At 49.5% G+C, this 21,859-nt stretch carries 17 protein-coding genes; 9 read left to right on the forward strand and 8 right to left on the reverse strand.

What is annotated here, in order from left to right:
- The 4 genes from Nant_RS21840 to Nant_RS13980 form a co-directional block, all read left to right on the forward strand.
- The coding region (locus Nant_RS21840; RefSeq protein WP_054342284.1) for a YDG domain-containing protein at window positions 1–257 on the forward strand (257 nt) is incomplete at its 5' end.
- Between the two features lie 53 nt (window positions 258–310).
- On the forward strand, window positions 311–580 hold the full coding sequence (locus Nant_RS21935; RefSeq protein ID WP_420798934.1) for a YDG domain-containing protein: 270 nt from the start codon (window positions 311–313) through the stop codon (window positions 578–580).
- Window positions 543–1,787, forward strand: coding sequence for a YDG domain-containing protein (locus Nant_RS13975; RefSeq protein ID WP_274378337.1), 1,245 nt, complete (start codon window positions 543–545; stop codon window positions 1,785–1,787). Before Nant_RS21935 ends, Nant_RS13975 begins: the two co-directional genes overlap by 38 nt.
- The gene (locus tag Nant_RS13980; protein ID WP_054342286.1) at window positions 1,787–3,505 is read left to right on the forward strand and encodes a ShlB/FhaC/HecB family hemolysin secretion/activation protein; all 1,719 of its coding nucleotides are present in this window, start codon (window positions 1,787–1,789) and stop codon (window positions 3,503–3,505) included. The genes Nant_RS13975 and Nant_RS13980 overlap by 1 nt, the downstream gene beginning before the upstream one ends.
- Window positions 3,506–3,579: 74 nt before the next feature.
- On the opposite strand, the gene Nant_RS13985 is transcribed toward Nant_RS13980, so the two are convergent.
- Window positions 3,580–4,791: a YbfB/YjiJ family MFS transporter gene (locus tag Nant_RS13985; protein WP_202905025.1), complete on the reverse strand. Its 1,212-nt coding sequence runs from the start codon at window positions 4,789–4,791 to the stop codon at window positions 3,580–3,582.
- A gap of 98 nt (window positions 4,792–4,889) precedes the next feature.
- Here Nant_RS13985 and Nant_RS13990 point away from each other — a divergent pair, with 98 nt between their 5' ends.
- The gene (locus Nant_RS13990) at window positions 4,890–5,723 is read left to right on the forward strand and encodes a LysR family transcriptional regulator (RefSeq protein WP_054342288.1); all 834 of its coding nucleotides are present in this window, start codon (window positions 4,890–4,892) and stop codon (window positions 5,721–5,723) included.
- A gap of 227 nt (window positions 5,724–5,950) precedes the next feature.
- A complete protein-coding gene (locus Nant_RS13995) occupies window positions 5,951–6,694 on the forward strand; it encodes a hypothetical protein (protein WP_054342289.1) in 744 nt (247 codons plus the stop codon).
- A 505-nt stretch (window positions 6,695–7,199) separates the two neighbouring features.
- Here the strand turns inward: Nant_RS13995 and Nant_RS14000 are convergent.
- Window positions 7,200–8,054 carry a peptidoglycan-binding protein gene (locus Nant_RS14000; protein ID WP_054342290.1) on the reverse strand — a complete coding sequence of 285 codons (855 nt, stop codon included), beginning with the start codon at window positions 8,052–8,054 and terminating at the stop codon, window positions 7,200–7,202.
- Between the two features lie 320 nt (window positions 8,055–8,374).
- Window positions 8,375–9,721, reverse strand: coding sequence for a response regulator c-di-GMP phosphodiesterase, NosR family (nosR, locus tag Nant_RS14005; RefSeq protein ID WP_054342291.1), 1,347 nt, complete (start codon window positions 9,719–9,721; stop codon window positions 8,375–8,377).
- Between the two features lie 163 nt (window positions 9,722–9,884).
- On the opposite strand from nosR, the gene Nant_RS14010 reads away from it, so the two are divergent.
- Window positions 9,885–11,606, forward strand: a complete 1,722-nt coding sequence (locus Nant_RS14010) for an EAL domain-containing response regulator (protein WP_054342292.1) — start codon at window positions 9,885–9,887, stop codon at window positions 11,604–11,606.
- A 24-nt stretch (window positions 11,607–11,630) separates the two neighbouring features.
- Here the strand turns inward: Nant_RS14010 and Nant_RS21340 are convergent, their stop codons facing one another.
- A complete protein-coding gene (locus Nant_RS21340) occupies window positions 11,631–11,906 on the reverse strand; it encodes a hypothetical protein (protein WP_143773503.1) in 276 nt (91 codons plus the stop codon).
- 338 nt (window positions 11,907–12,244) lie between these two features.
- On the opposite strand from Nant_RS21340, the gene Nant_RS14015 reads away from it, so the two are divergent.
- Together Nant_RS14015 and Nant_RS14020 are read left to right on the forward strand one after the other, a co-directional pair.
- Window positions 12,245–12,892 carry a hypothetical protein gene (locus Nant_RS14015; RefSeq protein WP_054342293.1) on the forward strand — a complete coding sequence of 216 codons (648 nt, stop codon included), beginning with the start codon at window positions 12,245–12,247 and terminating at the stop codon, window positions 12,890–12,892.
- A 107-nt stretch (window positions 12,893–12,999) separates the two neighbouring features.
- The gene (locus Nant_RS14020) at window positions 13,000–16,659 is read left to right on the forward strand and encodes a caspase family protein (protein WP_054342294.1); all 3,660 of its coding nucleotides are present in this window, start codon (window positions 13,000–13,002) and stop codon (window positions 16,657–16,659) included.
- Window positions 16,660–16,913: 254 nt separating this feature from the next.
- Here the strand turns inward: Nant_RS14020 and purU are convergent, their stop codons facing one another.
- The 4 genes from purU to Nant_RS14040 all read right to left on the reverse strand — a co-directional run bounded on the left by purU (window position 16,914) and on the right by Nant_RS14040 (window position 21,856).
- Window positions 16,914–17,780 (reverse strand): formyltetrahydrofolate deformylase, encoded by an 867-nt coding sequence (gene purU / locus Nant_RS14025; RefSeq protein WP_054342295.1) that lies wholly within the window; start codon window positions 17,778–17,780, stop codon window positions 16,914–16,916.
- Window positions 17,781–17,860: 80 nt separating this feature from the next.
- A complete protein-coding gene (locus tag Nant_RS14030) occupies window positions 17,861–18,529 on the reverse strand; it encodes a sarcosine oxidase subunit gamma (RefSeq protein WP_054342296.1) in 669 nt (222 codons plus the stop codon).
- Window positions 18,522–21,539, reverse strand: a complete 3,018-nt coding sequence (locus tag Nant_RS14035) for a sarcosine oxidase subunit alpha (protein WP_054342297.1) — start codon at window positions 21,537–21,539, stop codon at window positions 18,522–18,524. The genes Nant_RS14030 and Nant_RS14035 overlap by 8 nt, the downstream gene beginning before the upstream one ends.
- An 11-nt stretch (window positions 21,540–21,550) precedes the next feature.
- A complete protein-coding gene (locus Nant_RS14040) occupies window positions 21,551–21,856 on the reverse strand; it encodes a sarcosine oxidase subunit delta (protein ID WP_054342298.1) in 306 nt (101 codons plus the stop codon).
- Between the last annotated feature and the right edge of the window lie 3 nt (window positions 21,857–21,859).

Raw genomic sequence — 21,859 nt, forward strand, 5'->3', positions numbered from 1 at the left:
GCAACAGCCTGTCGGGCACCGACGCCGGCAACTACAACCTGCTGCAGCAGACCGGTTTGACGGCCGATATAACCCAGGCTGATCTGTTGGTCACTGGCCTCACGGCTGGCGACAAGACCTATAATGCCAACACCGCCGCTATCTTGGGCGGCACCGCAGCCGTTGCAGCTATCAGCGGTGACGACGTCACTCTGGACGGCACGGCCGGCGGGCTGTTCGCTGATAAAAACGTCGCCACCGACAAAACCATCGATTAGGCGGCAGCGCCAGCGGCCTGTTCGCTGACAAAAATGTCGATACCGGCAAGACGATCACCGTCACGGGCAACAGCCTGTCGGGCACCGATGCCGGCAACTACAACCTGCTGCAACAAGCTGGTCTTTCTGCCGATATCAGCAAAGCGGATCTGTCAGTCACCGGCCTCACCGTCGGCGACAAGGTCTATGATGCCACTACCGACGCTATCCTGGGCGGCACCGCCGCAATTACCAAGCTGGGCAGCGATGACGTAACTGTAGGCGGCACCGCCAACCACTGCCGCACTGGGCGGCACGGCAGCCGTGACCGCCCTCGACGGTGACTCTGTCATTCTGGACGGCACTGCCGGCGGGCTGTTCGCTGATAAAAACGTCGCCACCGACAAAACCATCGACGTAACGGGCAACAGCCTCAGCGGCGACGATGCCGGCAATTACAATCTGGTGCAACAGGCCGGCTTAACGGCTGATATAACCCAGGCTGATCTGTTGGTCACCGGCCTCACGGCTGGCGACAAGACCTATAACGCCAACGCCATCGCTGCACTGGGTGGCACCTCAGCCGTTGCAGCTATCAGCGGTGACGACGTCACTCTGGATGGCACGGCCGGCGGGCTGTTCGCCGATAAAAACGTCGGTTCCGACAAGACGGTCACCGCCAGCGGCAATACCCTCAGCGGTGACGATGCCGGCAACTATAACCTAGTGCAACAAGCCGGCTTAACGGCCGATATAACCCAGGCTGATCTGTTGGTCACTGGCCTCACGGCTGGCGACAAGACCTATAACGGCGACAGCAGCGCTACCCTGAATACGGCGAATCTTCTCCTGACCGGTTTGATTGATGGAGATGCCTTGAGCCTGAGTGCGACCGGCCTGTTTGCTGACAAAAATGCGGCCGCAGACAAAACTGTCACACTCGCCAGCCATTACACGGGGGCCGACGTTAGCAACTACGCCATCGTCGATCAAACAACGACTACCGCTGACATCACCCAGGCAGCACTCACCTACAGTGCCACAGCGGTCAGCTTCTTTTCCGGGCAAGCACCGGGCGAGCTCTCCGGAGGGGTGAGCGGGTTTGTGGCCGGCGAAACTCTGATAGGTTCGACCAGCGGAGCCCCGACCTGGACGACTGAAGCCGGTGCCACTAGCCAGCCAGGCTCATACGCAATCAATGGCGCGGGCCTGACGGCCGGCAACTATCGCTTCGTCCAGGGCGCCGGCAATGCCAGCGCCCTGACACTCACGCCAGGCACGGCCACTAATCCAGTAGTCCAGGTTACCGCGCAACTGGCCTCCAGCGTGCTATCGCCTCAGGTCCGCAGTCAGCCTCAGGCCCTCAATGGCTCATCGTCCGTTCGGGTGTCGCAAAGCGATAATTCAGACAACGGCTCAGCGGACGATTCTTCCGCGGACGACGCCAACAGTGCGGCGCTGAATACCCAGATGGCGATAGCCAGCGGCGGCCCTGCAATGCAAATTGTCAGTGGCGGCGTAAATCTTCCGGAAACGATGGTGGCAGAATAATGAATTACAAATACGTTGTTACTAATAAGGTGATCCCTCTGCAAACTCTCAAACCACTCTGTGCCGCTCTGCTGTTGGCGGCTGCGCCCTTCTGTGTTCAGGCGGCAGGCCCTGAAGTGCCTGATGCCGGCTCGATTCTGCGGGAGATCCAGCCGCTTGAAGCACCCGTGCCCTCTTCCACCGGGACCGGTTTACGCATCGTACCGAGCGTCTCTACGCTGCCGGCGAGCGCGCCTTTCCGGGTCAAAGCTCTGCGCATCTCGGGCAACACAGCGTTTGACAACGCGACCCTGCATGCCTTGGTGGCAGAAGCTGAAAACACCGACATGACCCTTTCGCAACTGGGCGAGCTGACCGACCGCATCACGGCGTATTATCGTGAGCAAGGTTACCCGCTGGCCCGGGCGATCATTCCGGCGCAGACCATTCGTGATGGCCAGGTGCTTATCCAGGTGGTCGAGGCGCACTACGGCGAAATCAGTCTGGATAACCGCAGCCGGGTCAAGGATTCGCTACTGACGGCCGCGCTTGTGCCCCTGAAAAGCGGCCAGGCCATCCGCCAAACGGCGCTGGATCAACAACTGCTGCTGCTCTCGGACATTCCGGGCATCGCGATCAAAGCTACCCTGAAACCGGGGCAGGCAGTAGGCACCTCGGATCTGCAGGTCGATACTCTGGAGAGCCCGAGGGTTTCGGCCAATCTGACGCTGGACGGTTATGGCAACCGCGCCACCGGGCGCGAGCGGCTCGGCGGCACGCTGAACATCAATAACCTGTCGGGCCATGGCGATGTGTTGAGTCTGAGCGCACTCAGTTCGGGGAGCGGGCTGAACTATGGCCGCCTCGGTTATGAATCACTGGTTAATGGACAGGGCACGCGTGTAGGTGGCAGCTATTCGGCGCTGGACTACCAGCTGGCTGAAGAGTTCGAGGACCTCGATGCCCACGGCAACGCTCAGGTAGGCAGTCTGTGGGCCAAGCATCCGCTAATACGCAGTCGGAACCTTAACCTCAGCGGGCAGATTCAGTATGACCGGCTGCGCTTGCGCGACCGCGTCGACCTCAGTGAAATTCGCACCGACCGCCATCTGGATAACGGGACAGCCAGCCTGGCCGGCGACGCACGCGATACCTTGGGGGCCGGCAGCATAAGTCTCTGGAGCCTGGGGGTAACCGTTGGCCGGGTCGCGTTCGACGACAGTGTCGCGGAGGCGGCCGATGCGGCCAGCGCGAATAGCCAGGGCGGGTTCTCAAAATGGAACGCCAGCTTGACGCACCTGCAGCGCCTGAGTCCGAATACCAGTCTATATCTCACCTTGTCCGGTCAATGGGCCGACGGCAACCTGGATTCCTCACAAAAGATGAGTGCGGGCGGTCCTTACTCGGTGCGCGCCTATGACATAGGTGCATTATCTGGCGATAGCGGGTATAGCGGCAGTGTCGAACTGCGCCATGACCTCGGCATGACGTGGGCAGGCCAATGGCAGGCGCTGGCATTTATCGACAGCGCTCAGGTCACCCTCAACCAGGATAGCTGGTCTGGCCTGAGCGGTGCCAACAAGGCAACCCTGAGCGGCGCGGGCGTGGGACTCAACTGGACAGGCCCGAACCAGTGGAGCGCCAAAGCCAGCATCGCAGCACCTATAGGCGCCACCCCGGCGTTGCTCAGCGACGCCGACTCGGTGCGCGGCTGGCTGGCTGTTAGCCGGGGCTTCTGATCCCCCGGGATTGAGGCATCGAAAAAAAGCCGGCACTTAGCCGGCTTTTTTATGCAAAACCTCCTGTGTATAGATTACGAGAAAACTCTACTTTTGAGACTGTCTATTTCCGTGGAGATTACCCTCTCTATACTTAATAGCCTAAGCAAAAATATAACGCCCATTACCATGACACCGGCAGATAAATAGAGCCCATAATTATAGTTTCCAAAAGCGTCGGCAAGATATCCCGTACAGACCGGTGCAATAATTTGTGCTGCACCAAAAGCCAAGGTCATTGTCCCCATGAACTTAGCCGGGTTACTGGGGTAAAACTTACCCGCCATGGTCAGTACCAGGCTGACACAGGCGATAAACGTTCCACCAAACAACAGCGCACTTACTATAACAACAGGTAAGGTGTCATTTATTGCAGGGAGAATAATCCCTACAGCCTGCAGTGTGTATGCGCCTATTAATGCTTTGAGATAGCCAACATTGCGTGCGATTCGATCCCAGACGAGTGCTGCCGGAGTGGCCGCTAATCCAACCAATATAAAAGCAAACCCTCCCTGCCCTTGCAGACCTTCGGTACCTTCAACAATATCCACAATAAAGGTGGAGCTCACAACATAGCCATAACCCGCACAAAAATAGGCCAACATCATCATAGACGTGAAAGTTTTACCCGGAGGGTTATCTTTTGCGGTACCCCCCGCTTGAGCATTTGCAGAAGGGTGTGGCATCCATAACCATGCCGGAATGGCGAATATTGCTGCCATAATAGCTAACGCCAGCCACTGTTGCTGCCAGCTGGCTGACATAGTCAGCATCACTTCTACCAGTAATGATGTAGCAATGATGCTGAGCCCGGCACCAGAGAAGTGAATACCTAACTCTGCACGGTGGTTATTGTTAACCAGCCATTTAAGGATCAGACCAGAGGCGATGATCATCCCCCCTGACGCACAAATTCCAGCAATAAATCGCAACACAGCCCAGGTAATCATATCAGTCGTCATCACCATGGCTGCTGAGGTGATAATACTCAATAGAAGGTAAACCCGGTGCAAGCTGTACTTGTGGTTTAGGTTATGCAGGCTCGCAGCCAGTATTACGCCTACCATGTAACCCATATAGTTGGTGGTAGCCAGCCAGCCTCCGCCGGTTTCAGTCAGGCCTGCACTATCCTGCATTATCGGTAATAACAGGCTATAGGAGAAACGTGCTACCCCCACGGTCACAATTAAACTACAAATACCGGCTAAATAGACCCGGCTTTTTGTCAACTCCGTTAACATGCTCATTACCTTGCTGCTGAAAGATCATTAACAAATAATATCCTGCTCTGATAAGATTAAAAATTGAATCATTTAGAACTAAAGCTTCTTATTTAGAGAACCTTATGGAAATTTTGACACTGAAAACCTTTAAGGCAGTGGTTGATGAAGGAGGCATTAAAGGTGCTGCAGATAAACTTCATACGGTCCAGTCCAACATCACTAACCGAATTAAAAAACTGGAAAACGAGCTGGATACAAAATTGTTTAATTTGGTGGGAAGAAAGCTACAACTAACACAGAGCGGACAACAGCTTTGTGAATATGCCAATCAGATTTTGCAGTTGGAATATCAGGCTACATCCGCCATTACACGTGATAAGGGCCGTTATGAGTTAAGAGTCGGCATGCCAGAAACATTTGCAGCCGTTCATATGCCTCTGGCGCTCAAACAACTCAAGCAGAATCATCCGGAGATTCGAACGAAAATTTATACTGATACCAGTGACAGGCTTGTATTTGCTGTCTTGGATAACAAAGTTGACTGTGCTGCTTTGGGTAATGCCCCTAAACATGAAAATCTGGTTGTTATACCCATTGTGCAAGAAGAGCTGGTTATAGTGACACCTTTAGAAAGCGATTATGATCCGATATTGTTTGTGCGAGAGGAAGGTTGTGGCTACAGAAAATGCGCTCTTTTCTGGCAACAGGAAGCTGGCCGGGATAGTGACGAGCTAATGGTAATGAGTAGTGCAGATGGTGTTTTAGGCTGTATCTCTGCGGGTTTGGGCTACACCATTATTGGCAAGAATATGGTGGTTGGCAGCCGGTATGAAAAGTCCCTTGTCATGACACCGGTCATCCATGGCCCAAAATATGTTCAGCTATCGATCGTCTACCGCAAAGGAAGTCCATTAGAATCAGGCACACTCACCCTTGCGAAACTTTTAACTAAGTAATTAAACCTTATTATCTGTGAACAGAAAGAGTCTTGTATTTAATAGCTTTTGTGTCAGGTTTCTTTACAAAATTAAAATTAAAAAAATGAGTTTATTTTTAAGCAACTGAAGTATTGACATATTGTTTTATTGGCATGAATTGTGCTTTCTTCCCAGTATGTAACCACATGTCACTTTTAGGGATAACTACACCATAATAAAACGGAAGAGATTTAAAGGATAAAAAGATGTTTAAAAAAATGCTAGTGAAAAAAGTCGGTCTTGGTTTGTTCCTGTGCGGTGCCAGTTTGTTTAGTGCCGTTTCTCAAGGTTCTATTATTGCAAGCTTTGATGCAGAGGTGGATCTGAAAGTTTCGTCCACATTTTTGACCAATGAGTTCGCGACAGAGCTTTTTGACAATGATGTATTTGTTGAGGGCAGTGCATCAGGTGATGCATCAGGCAGTGGCGATGCTGACTACGCCCCTTTAGGATCGGGAGAAATTGGTAGTCTACGTGCGGCGGCCAATGGTGACGTAACTGGCGCCCCAGGCTCGGTTGTTAGTACTTGGTCTACGGATGGCTATTTCTATATCGAAAACACTACAGGCTCAGCAATCACTGGCGATGTGACCTTTGATATATCCTGGTCTGCTAATATTTTCACAGACAGCCTCAATGAAGAAGCCTTGGCTTATGCCGCTGTCTACATTGAAGATAGCTATTTTAACGTTATTTTTGATGACTTTATTGAATTCGACAGCCTTATAGAAGGAGCTGGATCATCTGGTTTAGGGGATTCTTTTACCGTCCAAATAACTGACCTTACCCTAGCCGCCTGGGATTTTGAAGAATACTATATTGCAATTGATGCAGCTGGCTTTGCTGAAGTCCCAGAGCCAGGCGGTATATTCCTGGCGGGTTTGGCATTGTTGTTAATGATGCGAAAATGCAGAACGAACCAGCAACCTTTATTCACTCGTTTCATTTGAGCGTAAAATAAAGCCACACTTGGCACCATAGAGTAGATTCAGCCTCTGGATACACTTTATGGTGCCTAACAACTGAGGCAGCACCATTCAGACCCTATTTATTGGTTGCTTTGTTTTTAATCAAACTATTCACGACCACATGGGCAACATAAATTCTCTGTAGACCAAGCTCCCACGACATACTTTACGGTATATCCAGATTGTGATTTCAATAATGTCAGAGCAAACCTTACCGAGGCATTAATTCCCGCACTTCAAGATCGCCACGGCAACGAAGTGCTAACGCTCAGTAGCAAAATATCTGACGATCGCCGAACCCAAATGAGTTATCTGCAGCGATAATCAATGGATAGGTTTTTACAAAATCAATAAAAGTGCAGAGCCTAAACGAGAATAAATATAATCAGTTATTTGTATCGTAATAATATCAAACCTGACTTATATTTATAAAAAAGCCGCTATTTTTTCTTTAGCGGCTTTAATCATGTTTTGTCATAACTTGTACTTAAACAAACATCTTATCAAGCGTCAGAGGACCTACTACGCCATCAGCTGTCAAGCCATGATCTGATTGCCAGCGCTTAACCGCCTTCTCTGTGCCAGGTCCAAAAACACCATCAACACTAACGATACCGATTGCTTCCTGCATCATTTTAACGCCTTCACCACGCATCCCACGCTTCAGGATTCCGATATCCTCGACATCAAGATCTTCATGCTCAACTTCTGCATCGCACTCAGCATACTCAACGCCCATTGCAGCCAGTGCCGCATTCCAATTATTAATACGCTCTTCAAGTCCGATATAACCACCGTTAATACGTTTAGTCAGCATCTTAATATCACTGCTATCGCAGTACTTATTAAGCCTGTTTGCCTTCCAGAACCAACACGCAGATTCAATAGCACCCTTGGGAGTACGCACATAGTCGACTGCTTCTTCTGCTGTCATACCTACGCTTTTTCCAAAACGCGTATAGTTATCACGACCAGTTAGCTGCAAGATGCCGCCCCCGCGGAACGTGTATCCATCGCCACTATCCTCATCACCGTTTTTCATGCGGTTTGCATAAACATGATTGGCAATCTTTTCTGGTTCGCGAGCGTATTCATCAGCATCAACGCCTGCGCGTTTAAAATACTTACCGAACACCACGTCTAAAGATTTAGCGCAATAGTTTAAGTTCTCAGAAAAAGCCCTGAACCCAGCAGACTCATGACCTGTTTGAGCAATAAAGCCAGCTATACGCTGTGGTGTATCGATATTGTATTTCGGAAAAATGTCATTCATCGCTTCAACGAGCTCAGCAGCATCTTTAGCTCGTGGAAACATCTGTGTAAATTGGTTTGATGTGATCATAGTATTATAATCCCTTTATTATTTTTTTTTATTTAGGTGACTAAGTTTCTTTTCTATCACAACTAAATCTTCAATGCTTGCAATGATCGTAATCACACCAGCGCATTAGTAACAGGCATTCGATATCTATCCAAAAAAACCGTGTGAGTCTTAGCGCCCATATCATTGATTTGTGTTTTCAGTGGCTGTATTTTGAATAGCCTCGTTCAGGTTTTACCGTAAGCTTGTTACGGCCAACCTTTTTCTGATAGCGCAGAGCGGATAATATAACGACACTGTATTTTAAGCGTACTCCTATTCTGAGCGTCACTTATAATATGTTAATGCTGTTTTTCTAAAACATATATTTTCAATATTTGTTCATCTGAATTTTCAAAATCACATAAACTGGCAATGCTTTCTTTGGTCAGTTTATGGCCTTCATCTGCCAATAAAATTTCTTTACTATTGATAACATCCCGAGAGAGCACCATGTTGGGCTTAAGCTGTGAACAGGCAATTTTCTTCTCGTTTCGTGCAATACTATCGGATTCGAATTGAGGCAACACTAAGGGTAAAATTGACACGATTTTTTCATCATAGTGACTGCCTGTTCTATGGTTTACATAATCTAAAGCACACTGACGAGCAAGGCGGATGGGCATTAATTTTGCTTGTGTTAATGCCATATAATCACGGGCAATCATCAGAATACGTGAACCTTCCGGTATCTGCTCACCTTGCAGTTTATCTGGCGTGCCACAACCATTTATTTGTTCGTATTGGTGCAAAATAATACTAGCCGCTAACGATAAGCGAGCAACCGGTGCCATGGCTGCATACGCATGCAGAGGATGTGTTCTATATAGCTTCTTTTGTGCCACTCCCAAAGCAAAAAAAGGTGTTTTGGAAAGTGATGAATCCATACAAAGTAAGCCCAATTCATGTAACAGTCCTGCTAGCTTAAGTTGTTGTAATTCATGCTTTCCATAACCCAGGCGCATTCCGATCAGAGTGCAAAGCTCGCCGATTTTCATGGCGTGAATTCCACCAAGATTCTCATTCATACTAAGAAGGTTATAAAAAACTTTTAGAACGTCACGATTATTTTCTTTATTTATTGTATTTTGCTCTTCAAGTGCTCTCATAGTTTCACGAATTTGTAGCGTTCGCTGCTGAACGCGGCTTTCAAGCTGCAGATTTACATGAATAAGTTCATCATTTTGTTTTTCTACTTCCTGGCTGAGCCTAATGTTTTCGTCAGCCAATAGCTTATGCTCAAGTGCTTGCTCAATCGTTATCAGGACTTCCTGATTATTCCAGGGTTTTTGAATATAATGGTGGATTTTTCCATGATTAACTGCGGCAATGGTTGATTCCATATCAGAATAACCCGTCAATAAAATACGTATAGTATCCGGATAAAGCGCTGCAACCTCAGATAGATATTCGACGCCGCTCATTCCGGGCATACGCATATCAGAAATCACCAGATCGATACGATGTTCTTGCATTAGTGTTAACGCACCTTGCCCACTACCCTCAATAAAGACTTCATAGGTAGTCGTGCGTAATAAACGTTTGAGCGCACTTAATACGCTGGGTTCATCATCAACACACAGAATTTTACACGGAACAAAGGGAATTTCTGGATGAGTCCCTGTGTTTATTTCGGCGTGGTTGGTCATACGGTATACCCGTTCACTTTAAGTTCATAAAAATATAATATCACCAATAAAACTAATATGAGATAATAATATATTTTTTATTTAAATTAGTACAAACTTATATTAAAGCAAGACATCAACCTAAATAAAGCTGATAATGCCAGACAATAACAGGAGAGAATAAGTGGGTGCGCAGAAGACACTGTTACTGGTTGATGATGATCGGAAGATTATCAGTGCTTTAAAACGTTTATTTCGTCATGCTGGATATCAAATAGTTTCTGCCCAAAGTGGTGCGGAAGCACTTGATATTTTACAGACACATCCTGAAATTAAAGCAGTATTAACGGATTTCAGAATGCCCGATATGACTGGAGGAGTATTATTAGCGCACGTTAAGCAGCGCTTTCCTCATGTGGTTGGCATTATTCTAAGTGGGCATGCTGATTTAGAGGCGGCCATCGACATATTAAATAGTGGCACAGCTTATAAGTTCCTTACAAAGCCTTGGGATAAAAGCCTGCTGATAGAAACAGTCGATCAGGCTTTTGAACACTACCGCACACAAAAAGAGCAGCATTCGGCGCCGCTGGGCGTCGACCAACTTTTGTCACGGAGCAAACTGCTGCTCAGTCTCCATGAGTGGATAGGACACGCCCTACCAGTTTCTGCATTTTACTTGGACGTTAATAACTTTCGTAGTTATAACGACAGCTTAGGCTATGAGTTAGCGGATCAGCTATTGTCTTCAATTGCCCGGGAGCTCATACAGAATAAGCCTGCAGACAGCGTACTGGGCCAAATGAGCGGTGATGAGTTCGTACTTATTATGCCGGCAAGTTACTCGCAAGAAGATAGCGAGCGATTAATACAGCGCTTATTACAACCCTTTGAGGAACTGATCATAATTGGCGGACGAGAATTGCATATCTCATTCAGTGCCGGTTACGGAATCAGCCCTGAAGACGGAACGACTCCCGAGTTATTACTACGTAATGCGCAGATTGCTGCTAATCATTCAAAGCAGCCCGGATTTATCCGATTCCCTCGCTATCAAGCGTCAATGAACCTTAAAAGCAGCGAACTGATGGGGCTGCAAAGTGATCTGCACAGAGCGTTGGAACGCAACCAACTATCGGTTGTTTATCAACCTAAGGTCTCTTTAATTACAGGTTGCATCGTTGGTGCTGAATCCTTGTTGCGCTGGAAGCATGATTTGCTTGGCATGGTTGCACCCTCTGTGTTTATTCCTTTAGCAGAGTCGAATGGCTTGATTGATTCAATTGGTGAATGGGTACTGTCTACCGCCAGCACTCAAATAAATGCCTGGGAAAAAGAGGGATTACCTTCTTTTTTACTGTCAATTAACCTGTCCGGACGGCAATTACAACGAGAAAACCTGACTAAAAAAATCGATCATATTTTACGCTCATCAGGCGTCTCTCCCACTCAAATAGAGTTCGAGATCACAGAGACATTTCTGATGCAGGATATAGATAGTAGCCTCAAATTGTTACATGAAATGAAAGGCCTCGGAATAAAGTTAGCGCTTGATGATTTTGGTACAGGGTATTCATCATTAAATTATTTGAGTCGCTTACCTATAGATACATTGAAAGTTGATCAATCGTTTGTAAAAGAACTTACAAAATCGAAAGAGAGAGTAAACTTGGTTAAGCATGTAATTCAAATGTCACATGATTTAGGCATGTCTGTTGTCGCTGAAGGTGTGGAGACACAAGCTGAGTTTGATATGTTACGGCAGCTTAACTGTGATGAAATTCAAGGATATTTTTTTAGCCCACCGGTAAGTGCGGAACAGTTTCGTATATTGCTTGAAAACCAGCCATTAGTCGGTATGGATTATCAGCACCAGAAGATACGAAGTCGAGCTGGCAATAATTGAGTAATGCTCGAAAAGCTATTTCTATTAATGATGATTAGAACCCTTTAATTCTCTTCGAAGAGTATCGCGCCGACAGTCGGGTTGACTCCTCCCCTGAATATCACTGACTTCGCCTAATCCGACAGACTCTTGCTGGCGCTGGACTCGTCCTGTTGAATACAGGGCTTGTAGGTCTTTCAGCTTAAATTCAGCACTATCATACTGACGAATAGCAACGTAAGCACCAACCCAAGGACAATCATCACGACGCTTATAACATCGATACTTTAAGTGACGATGATTTCGCTTAATCTGAATCAAATGAGACGCTAGCTCTCACTCTCTGAACGCCAATTCAGCGCCATTTTAGATCACTCTCAGATGTAAACTTCATACACTATGTAGCTGCCGATCAAGCACGGCGGCAAGGCATAAATGGGCAATTTCCCAACCAAAAACGAGCGTTAAAAACAAGCTAAAAGCGATTAAAGGGATACATGATGACGTATTCATGTCAAGTTACTACTGAATCTGCATAAAAAGGGCTTTATTCTTCCTTCCCTTTGTCAGATCTCTGTTGTCGCGAATTAAACGAATTTCCAGTCGCAATCTGGTTTGTCATTCGCCATCACACAACACATTTTGCAAGAGGTTTACCGATGAATAATTCGACCATCTATGCAGTTATCACCTACCTTATCATTTTCCGTGTGGCCATTATTCTAGTCGGCGGCGTCAGTATTGTACTGGGCTACAAGTTGTTCGTAAGGGGGATATTTGCCGCCGGGAGTGATAACCCGGGTGCATCAATGGAAGCCAAGTTGGGCGGGTATGAGGTCAGCATGAAAAATGCTGCTCCAGGTACTTTTTTTGCCCTTTTTGGTTCGATAGTTATCGGCGCAATGATCCTCAGTTCGCCGCCAGAAGTTCAGCTGGAACAGCGCAGCGGCCTGCCAACCACCCAACAGGATGACAATGGTGCAGCCAATACGGGTGCAGGCACAGAAACTATTTCCCGCCTCACCGCGCGTGGTGATAAAAATGCCGATACCTTGCACAGAGAAGCTTGGGATCATCTGGACCGCGCGCTCAATGCTACCAAACGAGCAGTAGAACTCGAACGGACTTCAAAGCAGAGTGAAAAACTAAATGATTACTTAGATACCTTGGCGGCAATCTCATTCATTGCCGAAAAGGACAAACAGAGCAGGAAAAAAGCGTTGGAACAAATGCCGGTTGACGCTGATTTCCGGAAACTGCTACAAGAATTTTTCCAGCTAAGAGACGCAGACACCCTCCGGGAATGAGGCGATGGCCTGCCTGACCGGGCATAGATTGCTCGCAAAAGGTTTCCGTCAAAGGAGTAATGACTTCCGTCCATCGCTCTGAATCGAATATTGAAAGAGGCGTTATTATGAAAGAGCTGAAGTTACTATTAGTCGTTCTGGCAGCTATCCTGCTTGTGCCTGGCATAGCGACGTCTGCCGAGCCGGCGGCGCCTTCAACGCCTAAGCTAATGCCGCAATTGGGACACGATCAACGATTGGCATCTGTGGCTTTCTCACCCACAGGGAAGCAAGTCCTGACAGGAGGCAACGACGCCGCCGCAGTGCTGTGGGATAACGCTACTGGTCGCGAGATCAGAAGGTTTGAGATAGACCGAAATTCAGTCTGGTCGGTCGCCTTTGCAGCGGAGGGCAAACAGGCGTTGGTCGGGAGCTGGAAGGCAGACTTGTTTGACATCCAGACGGGCGAGATTCTCAATAGCTTCGACACCCACGGACTGGTATCGGCGATGGCCGTCTCACCGGATGGAACACAGTTACTGCTGACCGCGACGAACGCCGCGAGCTTGTGGGACCTCCGCACGTACAAGAGACTGCAGCGATTTGAGGGTAATCGAAGCGCGATCAGCTCTGTGGCCTTTTCACCCGACGGCACACAAGTGGTTACCGGAGGGGGCTACAATCCGACCAATGAGACCAGAGGCATAAAAGACTTCACGATTCGCCTTTGGAACGCGAAGACCGGAAAACAGCAACAGCAATTCGTGGGGCACACGGGCGCGATCAGCTCAGTTTCCTTCTCTCCGCCCGACGGTAAATACCTACTTTCCGCGAGCAGAGATGAATCAGTATCCCGGCTGTGGGACGTCTCAACGGGCCTCGAAGTGGGACAATTTGAGGGGTCTTCGGGAGAGAGCACTGGCGCCATTTTTTCACCCGACGGCAGGTACGTAGTGACTTCATCATGGCCGATTACGCTCTGGGACACGGCTACGAAGACGAAGGTACGTGAATTCGAGGGACACGAGCAAGAGGTTGCTGCGGTCGCCTTCTCGCCTGACGGCAAGCAGCTCGTGTCGGCCAGCTGGGACAAGACAGCTCGCCTTTGGGATGTGCAAACCAACCGCGAGCTCCAGAAATTAGAAGGGAGAGCATACAGCCTCTCGGCGGTGGCTTTCTCTGGAGACGGCCGACGAATTTTAACAGCCGGAACGGACAACAAAGCTCATCTGTGGAACGCGCAGACGGGTTCCGAGGTGCAGCGCTACGAAGGCCACGGCAAAGGCCAGTATGGCTACGTAGATATTCGTGCCGTAGCGTTGTCAGCAGACGACCGGCTCGTGCTGACGGGTGGTTATGACGGCACGGCGCGCCTGTGGTATGCGGGGACAGGTGAAGAGCTTCAGGTGCTCAAAGGCCACGGGAAGGACAAGAACGGATACTACGCAGTCCGGTCCGTCGCGTTTTCGGCCGATGATCAACAAGTACTCACAGGCGGTGACGATGGAACAGCGCGGCTGTGGGATGTAAAGACAGGCAAACAATTACACTTATTCAAAGGCCACGGAGAAAACAGATACAACTCTTCAAGCGTAGGACCTGTGGCTTTTTTACCCGACGGCCGCGTGCTGACAAGCGGGCAAGACGGCACCGCTCGCGTTTGGAACATCGAGACAGAACAGGAGGAGCAGCGTTTTGATGGCTGGGAAGGAGAAATAATTGCTTTCTCGCCGGACGGAAAAACCGCGATGATCAGAGCCGACGGCCACGCAGCCGGCCTGTGGAATTTAGAAGCGCGCAGGCAAGACTGGAGGATCACGGATCAGCCTTATGTTTCGGCGGTTTTTTCTTCGAATGGCAAACAGGTCTTGACGATGAGCGGGTCCAATATTTCCGATAAGACAGCACGCCTCTGGGATGCCGTGACAGGTGATGAGCTACAAAGATTCGAGGGCCATACCGCCAGTCTTTCCGCCGGGACTTTTTCACCGGATGGCTCCAAGGTATTGACGGTCAGCAATGACCGTACGACCCGAATTTGGGACACCAAATCTGGCAAAGAGCTTGCCAGACTGCTTTCGTTCGATGACGGCACCTGGGCGGTTGTCGACTCCTTTGGCCGATTCGATGCATCCAACGGTGGAGATATCGATGGCCTTCACTGGGTAGTCGGCCTCGAACCCATCAAACTCTCGCAGCTAAAGGAACGCTACTACGAGCCGGGTCTTCTGGGCAAGGTTTTGAAACTCAATGTTGATGAGGAGGGATTACGCGAGGTCGAAGTGTTTAACGATAGCGGTATCGCGCTTTTTCCCGAAGTCACTGTGACCCACGATCCGAGTCCCGATGATCCCGTTCTGCATGTGCGCCTGGAAAACCGCGGCGGCGGTATCGGCAGGGTACAAATTCTGGTCAACGGCAAGGAGGTCACCGAAGACGCGCGGCCACGCGGCCCGGATGACCAGGAAGCGACAGTACTAGACCTGGAAGTCGATCTTACCAACAGCCCACTGATGATAGCCGGGACACAAAACGCGATCGAAGTCGTCGCCTACAACGCCGCCGGCTATCTCGCGAGCCGTCCCCGCGGCAGACCCAAAGCGCGACCAAGCGACACCCAGCCAGCCGTGGCACCAGCCTTATGGGCCTTGGTCGTGGGGGTATCTGAGTACCGTGGCAACAATATTGATCTCAACTACGCCGCCAAGGATGCTGACGACTTCGCCAATGCTCTCAGAATCGCAGCCAAAGGGCACCGAGGCTTCAAAGAGGTCAATATCAAGACGTTAACAGATTCGACGACCCCAGCCACTCGAGGTAATCTTGAGGCCGCCTTTGAATGGCTCAAACAAGCCAAATCGACAGATATCCTGGTGGTCTACTTAGCGGGACACGGGATAACTTGGGGTGGTGCTGAAGGCGACTATTACTATTTACTCCGAGACGCGAGCAGCATGGAACTCAAGGACAAGGCGGTGCGCGGGCAGGTTGCGGTATCAAGTCGAGAACTGACCGAATGGATCAAAGCAGTGCCGGCCTTGAAGCAGGCATTTATTTTGGACACCTGCGCATCCGGACAAGCCATTTTGAGCCTGACAGCAAGCCGCTCCGTGTCGGCAAGTCAGACGCGTTCTTTGGATCGCATGAAAGACCGTACCGGCATGTTCGTACTTGCAGGCTCGGCCGCAGATGCGGTAAGTTACGAGGCGTCCGAGTATGGGCAGGGGCTTCTTACTTATAGTCTGCTCGAAGGAATGAAGGGCCCGGCGTTGGGTATTGACGGGTTTGTAGACGTGCAGAAGTTATTCAGCCACGCGATCGATCGTGTTCCACAATTGGCGGGTGACCTCGGCGGCATCCAGCAGCCCCGGCTATCAGTCCCCCGAGGAGGCGAAAGCTTCGATGTGGGACAGCTCCAGGCGACAGATCGCAACCAGATACCTCTATCCCAAAAACGGCCGCTGGTGCTGCGCACCCGCTTCGAAGATGCAAAGCTCTGGCGGGACAACCTGAAGTTTGGAGACAAGGTCAACGGAGCCCTCCGAGAAATTTCCTCAAGTGGGCGCGAGGCACCGCTTGTTTTTGTAGAGACGGACGAATTCTCCAATGCGTACCGACTCGCCGGCCGCTACAGCGTACAGGGAGAATTAGTCGAGGTTACCGTCAAAGTATCGAGGGAAAACAAGGAAATCGGAACCTTCGATGTCCAGGGCCAGAGGACAGCATTGGCTCACCTCGCGTCTCAGGTCGCCCAGCAGATGCAGCGGATCGTCAGGAAGAATCACTGAAGCGACTTAAGTAGCAAACGGCCCTCACATCTGGCGCATCCAGATGAGAGGGCTCTAGCGGTAGCACTCGCCTAAAGAAACCAACCTAAATTTATACTATTTCAAGGGCTATATCGCTTATCTCACGCCCTTCCCCGCGAAAACCATTAACCCTATGAAACCTCTTTTAAAAAATAAGCCAGACCAGAACACAGCGAATATTAATGAAAATATTCACTTATTACAGCCAGGCTTATACTAGAGATGTAGTGAGATTAGTTACTAAATACTACGGTTCGGTGACCATTGATAAACACACGTTTTTCAATATGGTAGCGCACCGCATTAAAGAGCGTGACACGCTCCACATCCTGCCCTTTTGATATCAAATCTTCGGGGTATTGTGCATGCCCGACCGTCTGAATGCCTTGTGCGATAATTGGCCCTTCATCCAGATCATTATTCACATAATGCGCGGTAGCACCGACCATCTTGACGCCTTTTTCCCATGCCTGATGGTATGGACGGGCACCTTTAAAACCAGGTAACAGAGAGTGATGTATATTGATCGCCCAGCCATCTAAATGCTCACACATTTTAGGCGACAGCACTTGCATGTAACGCGCCAGCACGACCAGTTCAATATCGTATTCTGCCAGTAATTTAACGATCTCGGCTTCTTGTTCAGGCTTGGTTTCATTGCTGATGGGCAAGTGATGGTAGGGAATACCATGCCACTCAGCCAGAGGCTTAAGGTCGGGATGATTAGAGATAATCACCGGAATCTCGATATTCAGCTGCCCGGTACGATAGCGATATAGCAGATCGTTCAGACAATGATCATATTTTGATACCAGAATAGCGACACGCTGACGATGCTCAGGGCGGGCCAGCTGCCACTCCATAGAAAACTCAGCCGCACGCTCGGCAAAATCTGCAGCAAAAGTCGCTTCAGTGAAGTCACTATCACCCGGCTGAAACTCTACCCGGATAAAGAAGCGCTGCGACTCCCTATCATCGAACGAATGGATTTCATCGATATAGTTTTTAGCATTAGCCATATACCGGGTTACTACATCAACGGTGCCGACAATACTGGGACAACTGGCAGTAAATATCCACGGCTTTGATTTGCTGTTCATCACACCACCTTTACTTAAAGAACCGCTATAAAAAAAGTGAAACCGAGGGACTATCCGGGCCTTTTCAGGCCCGGACAGTTTCAGACCTCAATCACCAAACCATATTCACGGCTGGCATCCTGCAGCCAGAGCCACAGATAATCGGCAAAACTACGACGTATCACTAACTCAAAGCGATCTTCTCCCGTACGGCTAATCACTGCACCACTTTTCGCAAAGATGGAGGAGACCACCTTGCCAACAGGGAACTGCGTCGGATGAAAATCAATAGGCGTGCATTTTTTCAGCAGGCTCACCACATCAGGTCCCCACAATTCAATAATCGTCTGGCCACCACTGCCATTAACCAGCGAGTAGTGACCTGTCATCACATCGCGGAAACAGCTCTCTATATCGAAAGTTTGCTCACCCGGAACAACGATAAGCCACTCATCCGGAGACATCCAACGAATCGAAATATCTCCTTTAACAACGGCTGTTAACGGCTGGATCGGCAGCGCCAACCCCAGTACCGTTTCAACAGCCGCCAGCTGGTCTGGATTATTCTGATTGCAACGCAGCGTCAAATGGCCTTGCAGCTTATTCTCACGCAGATGCACGCCGCCCTGCTGCGGCCCTTGCTTAGCAAGGACCTCCAACTCGGCATGAAACAAAGGTGATTCAGCACGAACACCGCTACCGTCAGCAGGCAGCTGGTTCATCACGGCCGCTTTTGCTACTACTTCAACGTTTGACTCTAAATCAGACATTTTGACGCTCTCCTTTTGGATCAAGGAAGACAAGGCTACAAATTTCAGCCTCAATCACACGACCATCCGCTTGCGGGTAATACACCGTTTCGCCCATGCGACTCAAGCCTCCTTTAATCACACCCATAGCTATACTATGACCCAAATTAGCACTGTAATAACTGGACGTGATATGACCGACCATCGTCATCGGAATCGGCTCATTCGGATCAAATACCGCTTGCGAACCTTCAGGAATAACGACCTTTGGCTCTTTGGTTTTCAGACCCACCAGCTGCTTACGGTTTTCTCGCATGCAGTCCTGGCGTGCCATTCCACGCTTGCCGACATAACTAAACGGTTTTTGGTCAGAAACACACCAACTCATCCCTAAATCATGCGGATGAACGGAGCCATCTGTATCTTGCCCTGCGATAATGAAGCCTTTCTCTGCACGTAATACATGCATAGTTTCAGTACCGTACGGTGTCAGATTAAACTGTTTACCATGTTCAAAAAGTTTTTCCCAGACATGCATACCGTAGTTAGCCTGCACGTTAATTTCGTAGGAAAGCTCACCCGTAAAGGAAATACGGAAAACGCGTGCAGGCACGCCCGCTACCGTGCACTGATGCACGTCCATGAAGGAGAAATTCTCATTGGATAGATCAAAATCTGTTAACTCAGACAACAATTTACGGCTATTAGGGCCAGAAATAGTCAGCGTCGACCAGTGATCCGTTACGGTGTTGAAGTACACGTCCAGCTCTGGCCATTCAGTCTGATGCCATAGCTCCAGCCATTCAAGAACACGCGGCGCACCACCGGTGGTTGTAGTCATCAGAAAATGGTTATCGCCAAGACAAGAGGTAACCCCATCATCAAAGACCATACCGTCTTCGCCACACATCAAGCCATAACGACATTTACCGACCGCTAATTTAGCCCAGGCGTTGGTGTAAATACGCCCCAGAAACTCACGTGCATCCGCACCCTGAATATCAATTTTACCTAGCGTTGACGCATCGAGAATACCGACACTATCGCGGGTAGCCTTACATTCACGATCCAGACACTCCTGCATCGACTCACCCGGTTTAGGGTAGTACCAACCACGCTTCCACTGACCCACATCTTCAAACTTAGCGCCATGTTCGACGTGCCATTTATGCATAGCGGTATAACGTTTAGGGTCAAACAGCTCACCACAATCACGTCCGACCATTGCACCAAAGGTGACCGGCGTGTAGTTAGGTCTGAAAATCGTGGTACCGGTTTCCGGAATGGTTTTATTAAGCGCCTTAGCGGCCACGGCCATACCATTAATATTACCCAGCTTGCCCTGATCCGTACCAAAGCCCATTGCGGTGTAACGTTTTACATGTTCAATCGACTCGAAGCCTTCACGGCAGGCCACTTCAATACCTGCAGCCGTCACATCCGTCTGGTAATCGACAAACTGTTTTGGCGCTTTTGACGTCGGTAGCAGATGAGGTATCTGGAACAACGTCATGCTCGCTTCTTCAACCATATCGGCCGCCGAAGGTAAGACAACCTCAGTCGCTGGCAGGTCTAATTTAGCCAAGGCGTTTAAGCCCGCCAATACACCTTCAGACAAGGCTTCATTAATGCTGTATTTGCCATTAATCCCGCCGGCCGTCAGCTGCTTCTGAACGGTAGGACCGGGCACAAAGCCAACCACTTTATCATCCCACACCGGACGACTGCCCGTATGCGATGACAAATGGATAACCGGACTCCAGCCTCCTGAACTAGCGACAGTATCGGCGTTCAGGCGGTTGACCGCTCCGGTGACCTTATTACCGGCAGCATCAATGGTGGCCACCGAAACACCGCTAACACGCTTACTGCCCTGAACTTCGATAACGGCTGAACCGGTGATCACATTCAAGCCACGTTTGCGGGCTTGTTCTACACGCGCACCTTGCGGATTTTGACGAGTATCAACGATAGCGACGACTTTACGTTGAGCGTCGTGCCAATCCAGCGCGGCCTGATAACCATAATCATTGGTCGTCATCAATACCAATTCGCTACCGGGAACCACACCGTAACGATTAATGTACGTAGATACGGCACTGGCGATCATGCAGCCCGGCACATCATTGTTAGAAAAGACCAAAGGACGCTCATGCGCACCGGTTGCCAATACAACCCATTTAGCACGTACACGGTGCAGACGCTGGCGCACCATGCCTACGGGTGCTTTATCGGCCAGATGGTCAGTCAAACGCTCATGAATGGTCAGAAAGTTATGGTCGTGGTAACCGTTAACCGTCGCACGGGGTAATAACAGAACGTCGGCACAGCCAGCCAACTCATCAACCGCGCTTTTTACCCAGCTTGTAGCCGGTTTGCCATCCAGCAATTCCTTACTGCTTAATAAACTGCCACCAAACTCGCTCTGTTCATCCGCCAGAATAACGCGTGCACCACTACGAGCGGCGGTTAACGCCGCGGCCAATCCTGCAGGGCCCGCACCCACCACCAGCACGTCACAGTGCTGATTTACTTTATCGTAGGTATCCGGATCATTTTCCAACGGCGAACGGCCCAGACCTGCCGCTTTTCGAATCATTGATTCATACGTATCCCAAAGTGATTTCGGGTACATAAAGGTTTTATAGTAAAAGCCGGGAGGCATCATTTTACCACCCAACTTACCGACCCAACTCATCATATCGTTGTCGACATTGGGCCAGCCATTAACTGCCTGACTGGTGAGTCCGTCGAACAACTCTTGCTGAGTGGCGCGCACGTTAGGTACTTGTGTCTCTTCTGTCGCGCCTAACTGCAATACCGCATTGGGCTCTTCAGCACCGGCGGCAACAACCCCACGTGGACGGCTGTATTTAAAACTACGGCCAACAACATCAATGCCATTCGCTAATATAGCTGAAGCCAGAGTATCGCCCTGAAAACCTGTGTATGTTTTACCGTTGTACTGAAACTTCAGCGGCGTGGTGCGATCGATGCGGCCCCCAGTACCGAGGCGGTTTTTCTGTGACATGGTTCCGCTCCTCATTTATTACCAGCAAGCTTGTTACCGGCAACCACCGATGGCTGTTCGCCAATCTTGTAGATTTCTTTGATTTCGTAGGTGACTGTATCGCGTGTCATATTAAAAAACTTGCGACAACCAGCAGCATGTATCCATAACTCGTGATGCAGACCACGAGGATTTTTACGGAAAAACAGATATTCCCCCCAGGCTTTATCATCACAAGCAGCGGGATCTATCGGGCGCACAATATGCGCTTGCCCTTTAGCATGAAACTCTTCTTCTTCACGGTGCTCGCCACAATGCGGGCAGTAGATATAAAACATCTT

The organism is Neptunomonas antarctica (genome assembly GCF_001305295.1).
Lineage (GTDB): Bacteria > Pseudomonadota > Gammaproteobacteria > Pseudomonadales > Balneatricaceae > Neptunomonas > Neptunomonas antarctica.

Bases quoted from the DNA above. Each gene is read 5' to 3' on its own strand.
- purU (WP_054342295.1), bottom strand. From the start codon at position 17,780: ATGAACAGCAAATCAAAGCCGTGGATATTTACTGCCAGTTGTCCCAGT.
- nosR (WP_054342291.1), bottom strand. From the start codon at position 9,721: ATGACCAACCACGCCGAAATAAACACAGGGACTCATCCAGAAATTCCC.
- Nant_RS14000 (WP_054342290.1), bottom strand. From the start codon at position 8,054: ATGATCACATCAAACCAATTTACACAGATGTTTCCACGAGCTAAAGAT.
- Nant_RS13990 (WP_054342288.1), top strand. From the start codon at position 4,890: ATGGAAATTTTGACACTGAAAACCTTTAAGGCAGTGGTTGATGAAGGA.
- Nant_RS14015 (WP_054342293.1), top strand. From the start codon at position 12,245: ATGAATAATTCGACCATCTATGCAGTTATCACCTACCTTATCATTTTC.
- Nant_RS14030 (WP_054342296.1), bottom strand. From the start codon at position 18,529: ATGTCTGATTTAGAGTCAAACGTTGAAGTAGTAGCAAAAGCGGCCGTG.
- Nant_RS14035 (WP_054342297.1), bottom strand. From the start codon at position 21,539: ATGTCACAGAAAAACCGCCTCGGTACTGGGGGCCGCATCGATCGCACC.
- Nant_RS14020 (WP_054342294.1), top strand. From the start codon at position 13,000: ATGAAAGAGCTGAAGTTACTATTAGTCGTTCTGGCAGCTATCCTGCTT.
- Nant_RS13980 (WP_054342286.1), top strand. From the start codon at position 1,787: ATGAATTACAAATACGTTGTTACTAATAAGGTGATCCCTCTGCAAACT.
- Nant_RS13995 (WP_054342289.1), top strand. From the start codon at position 5,951: ATGTTTAAAAAAATGCTAGTGAAAAAAGTCGGTCTTGGTTTGTTCCTG.
- Nant_RS13985 (WP_202905025.1), bottom strand. From the start codon at position 4,791: ATGAGCATGTTAACGGAGTTGACAAAAAGCCGGGTCTATTTAGCCGGT.
- Nant_RS14040 (WP_054342298.1), bottom strand. From the start codon at position 21,856: ATGTTTTATATCTACTGCCCGCATTGTGGCGAGCACCGTGAAGAAGAA.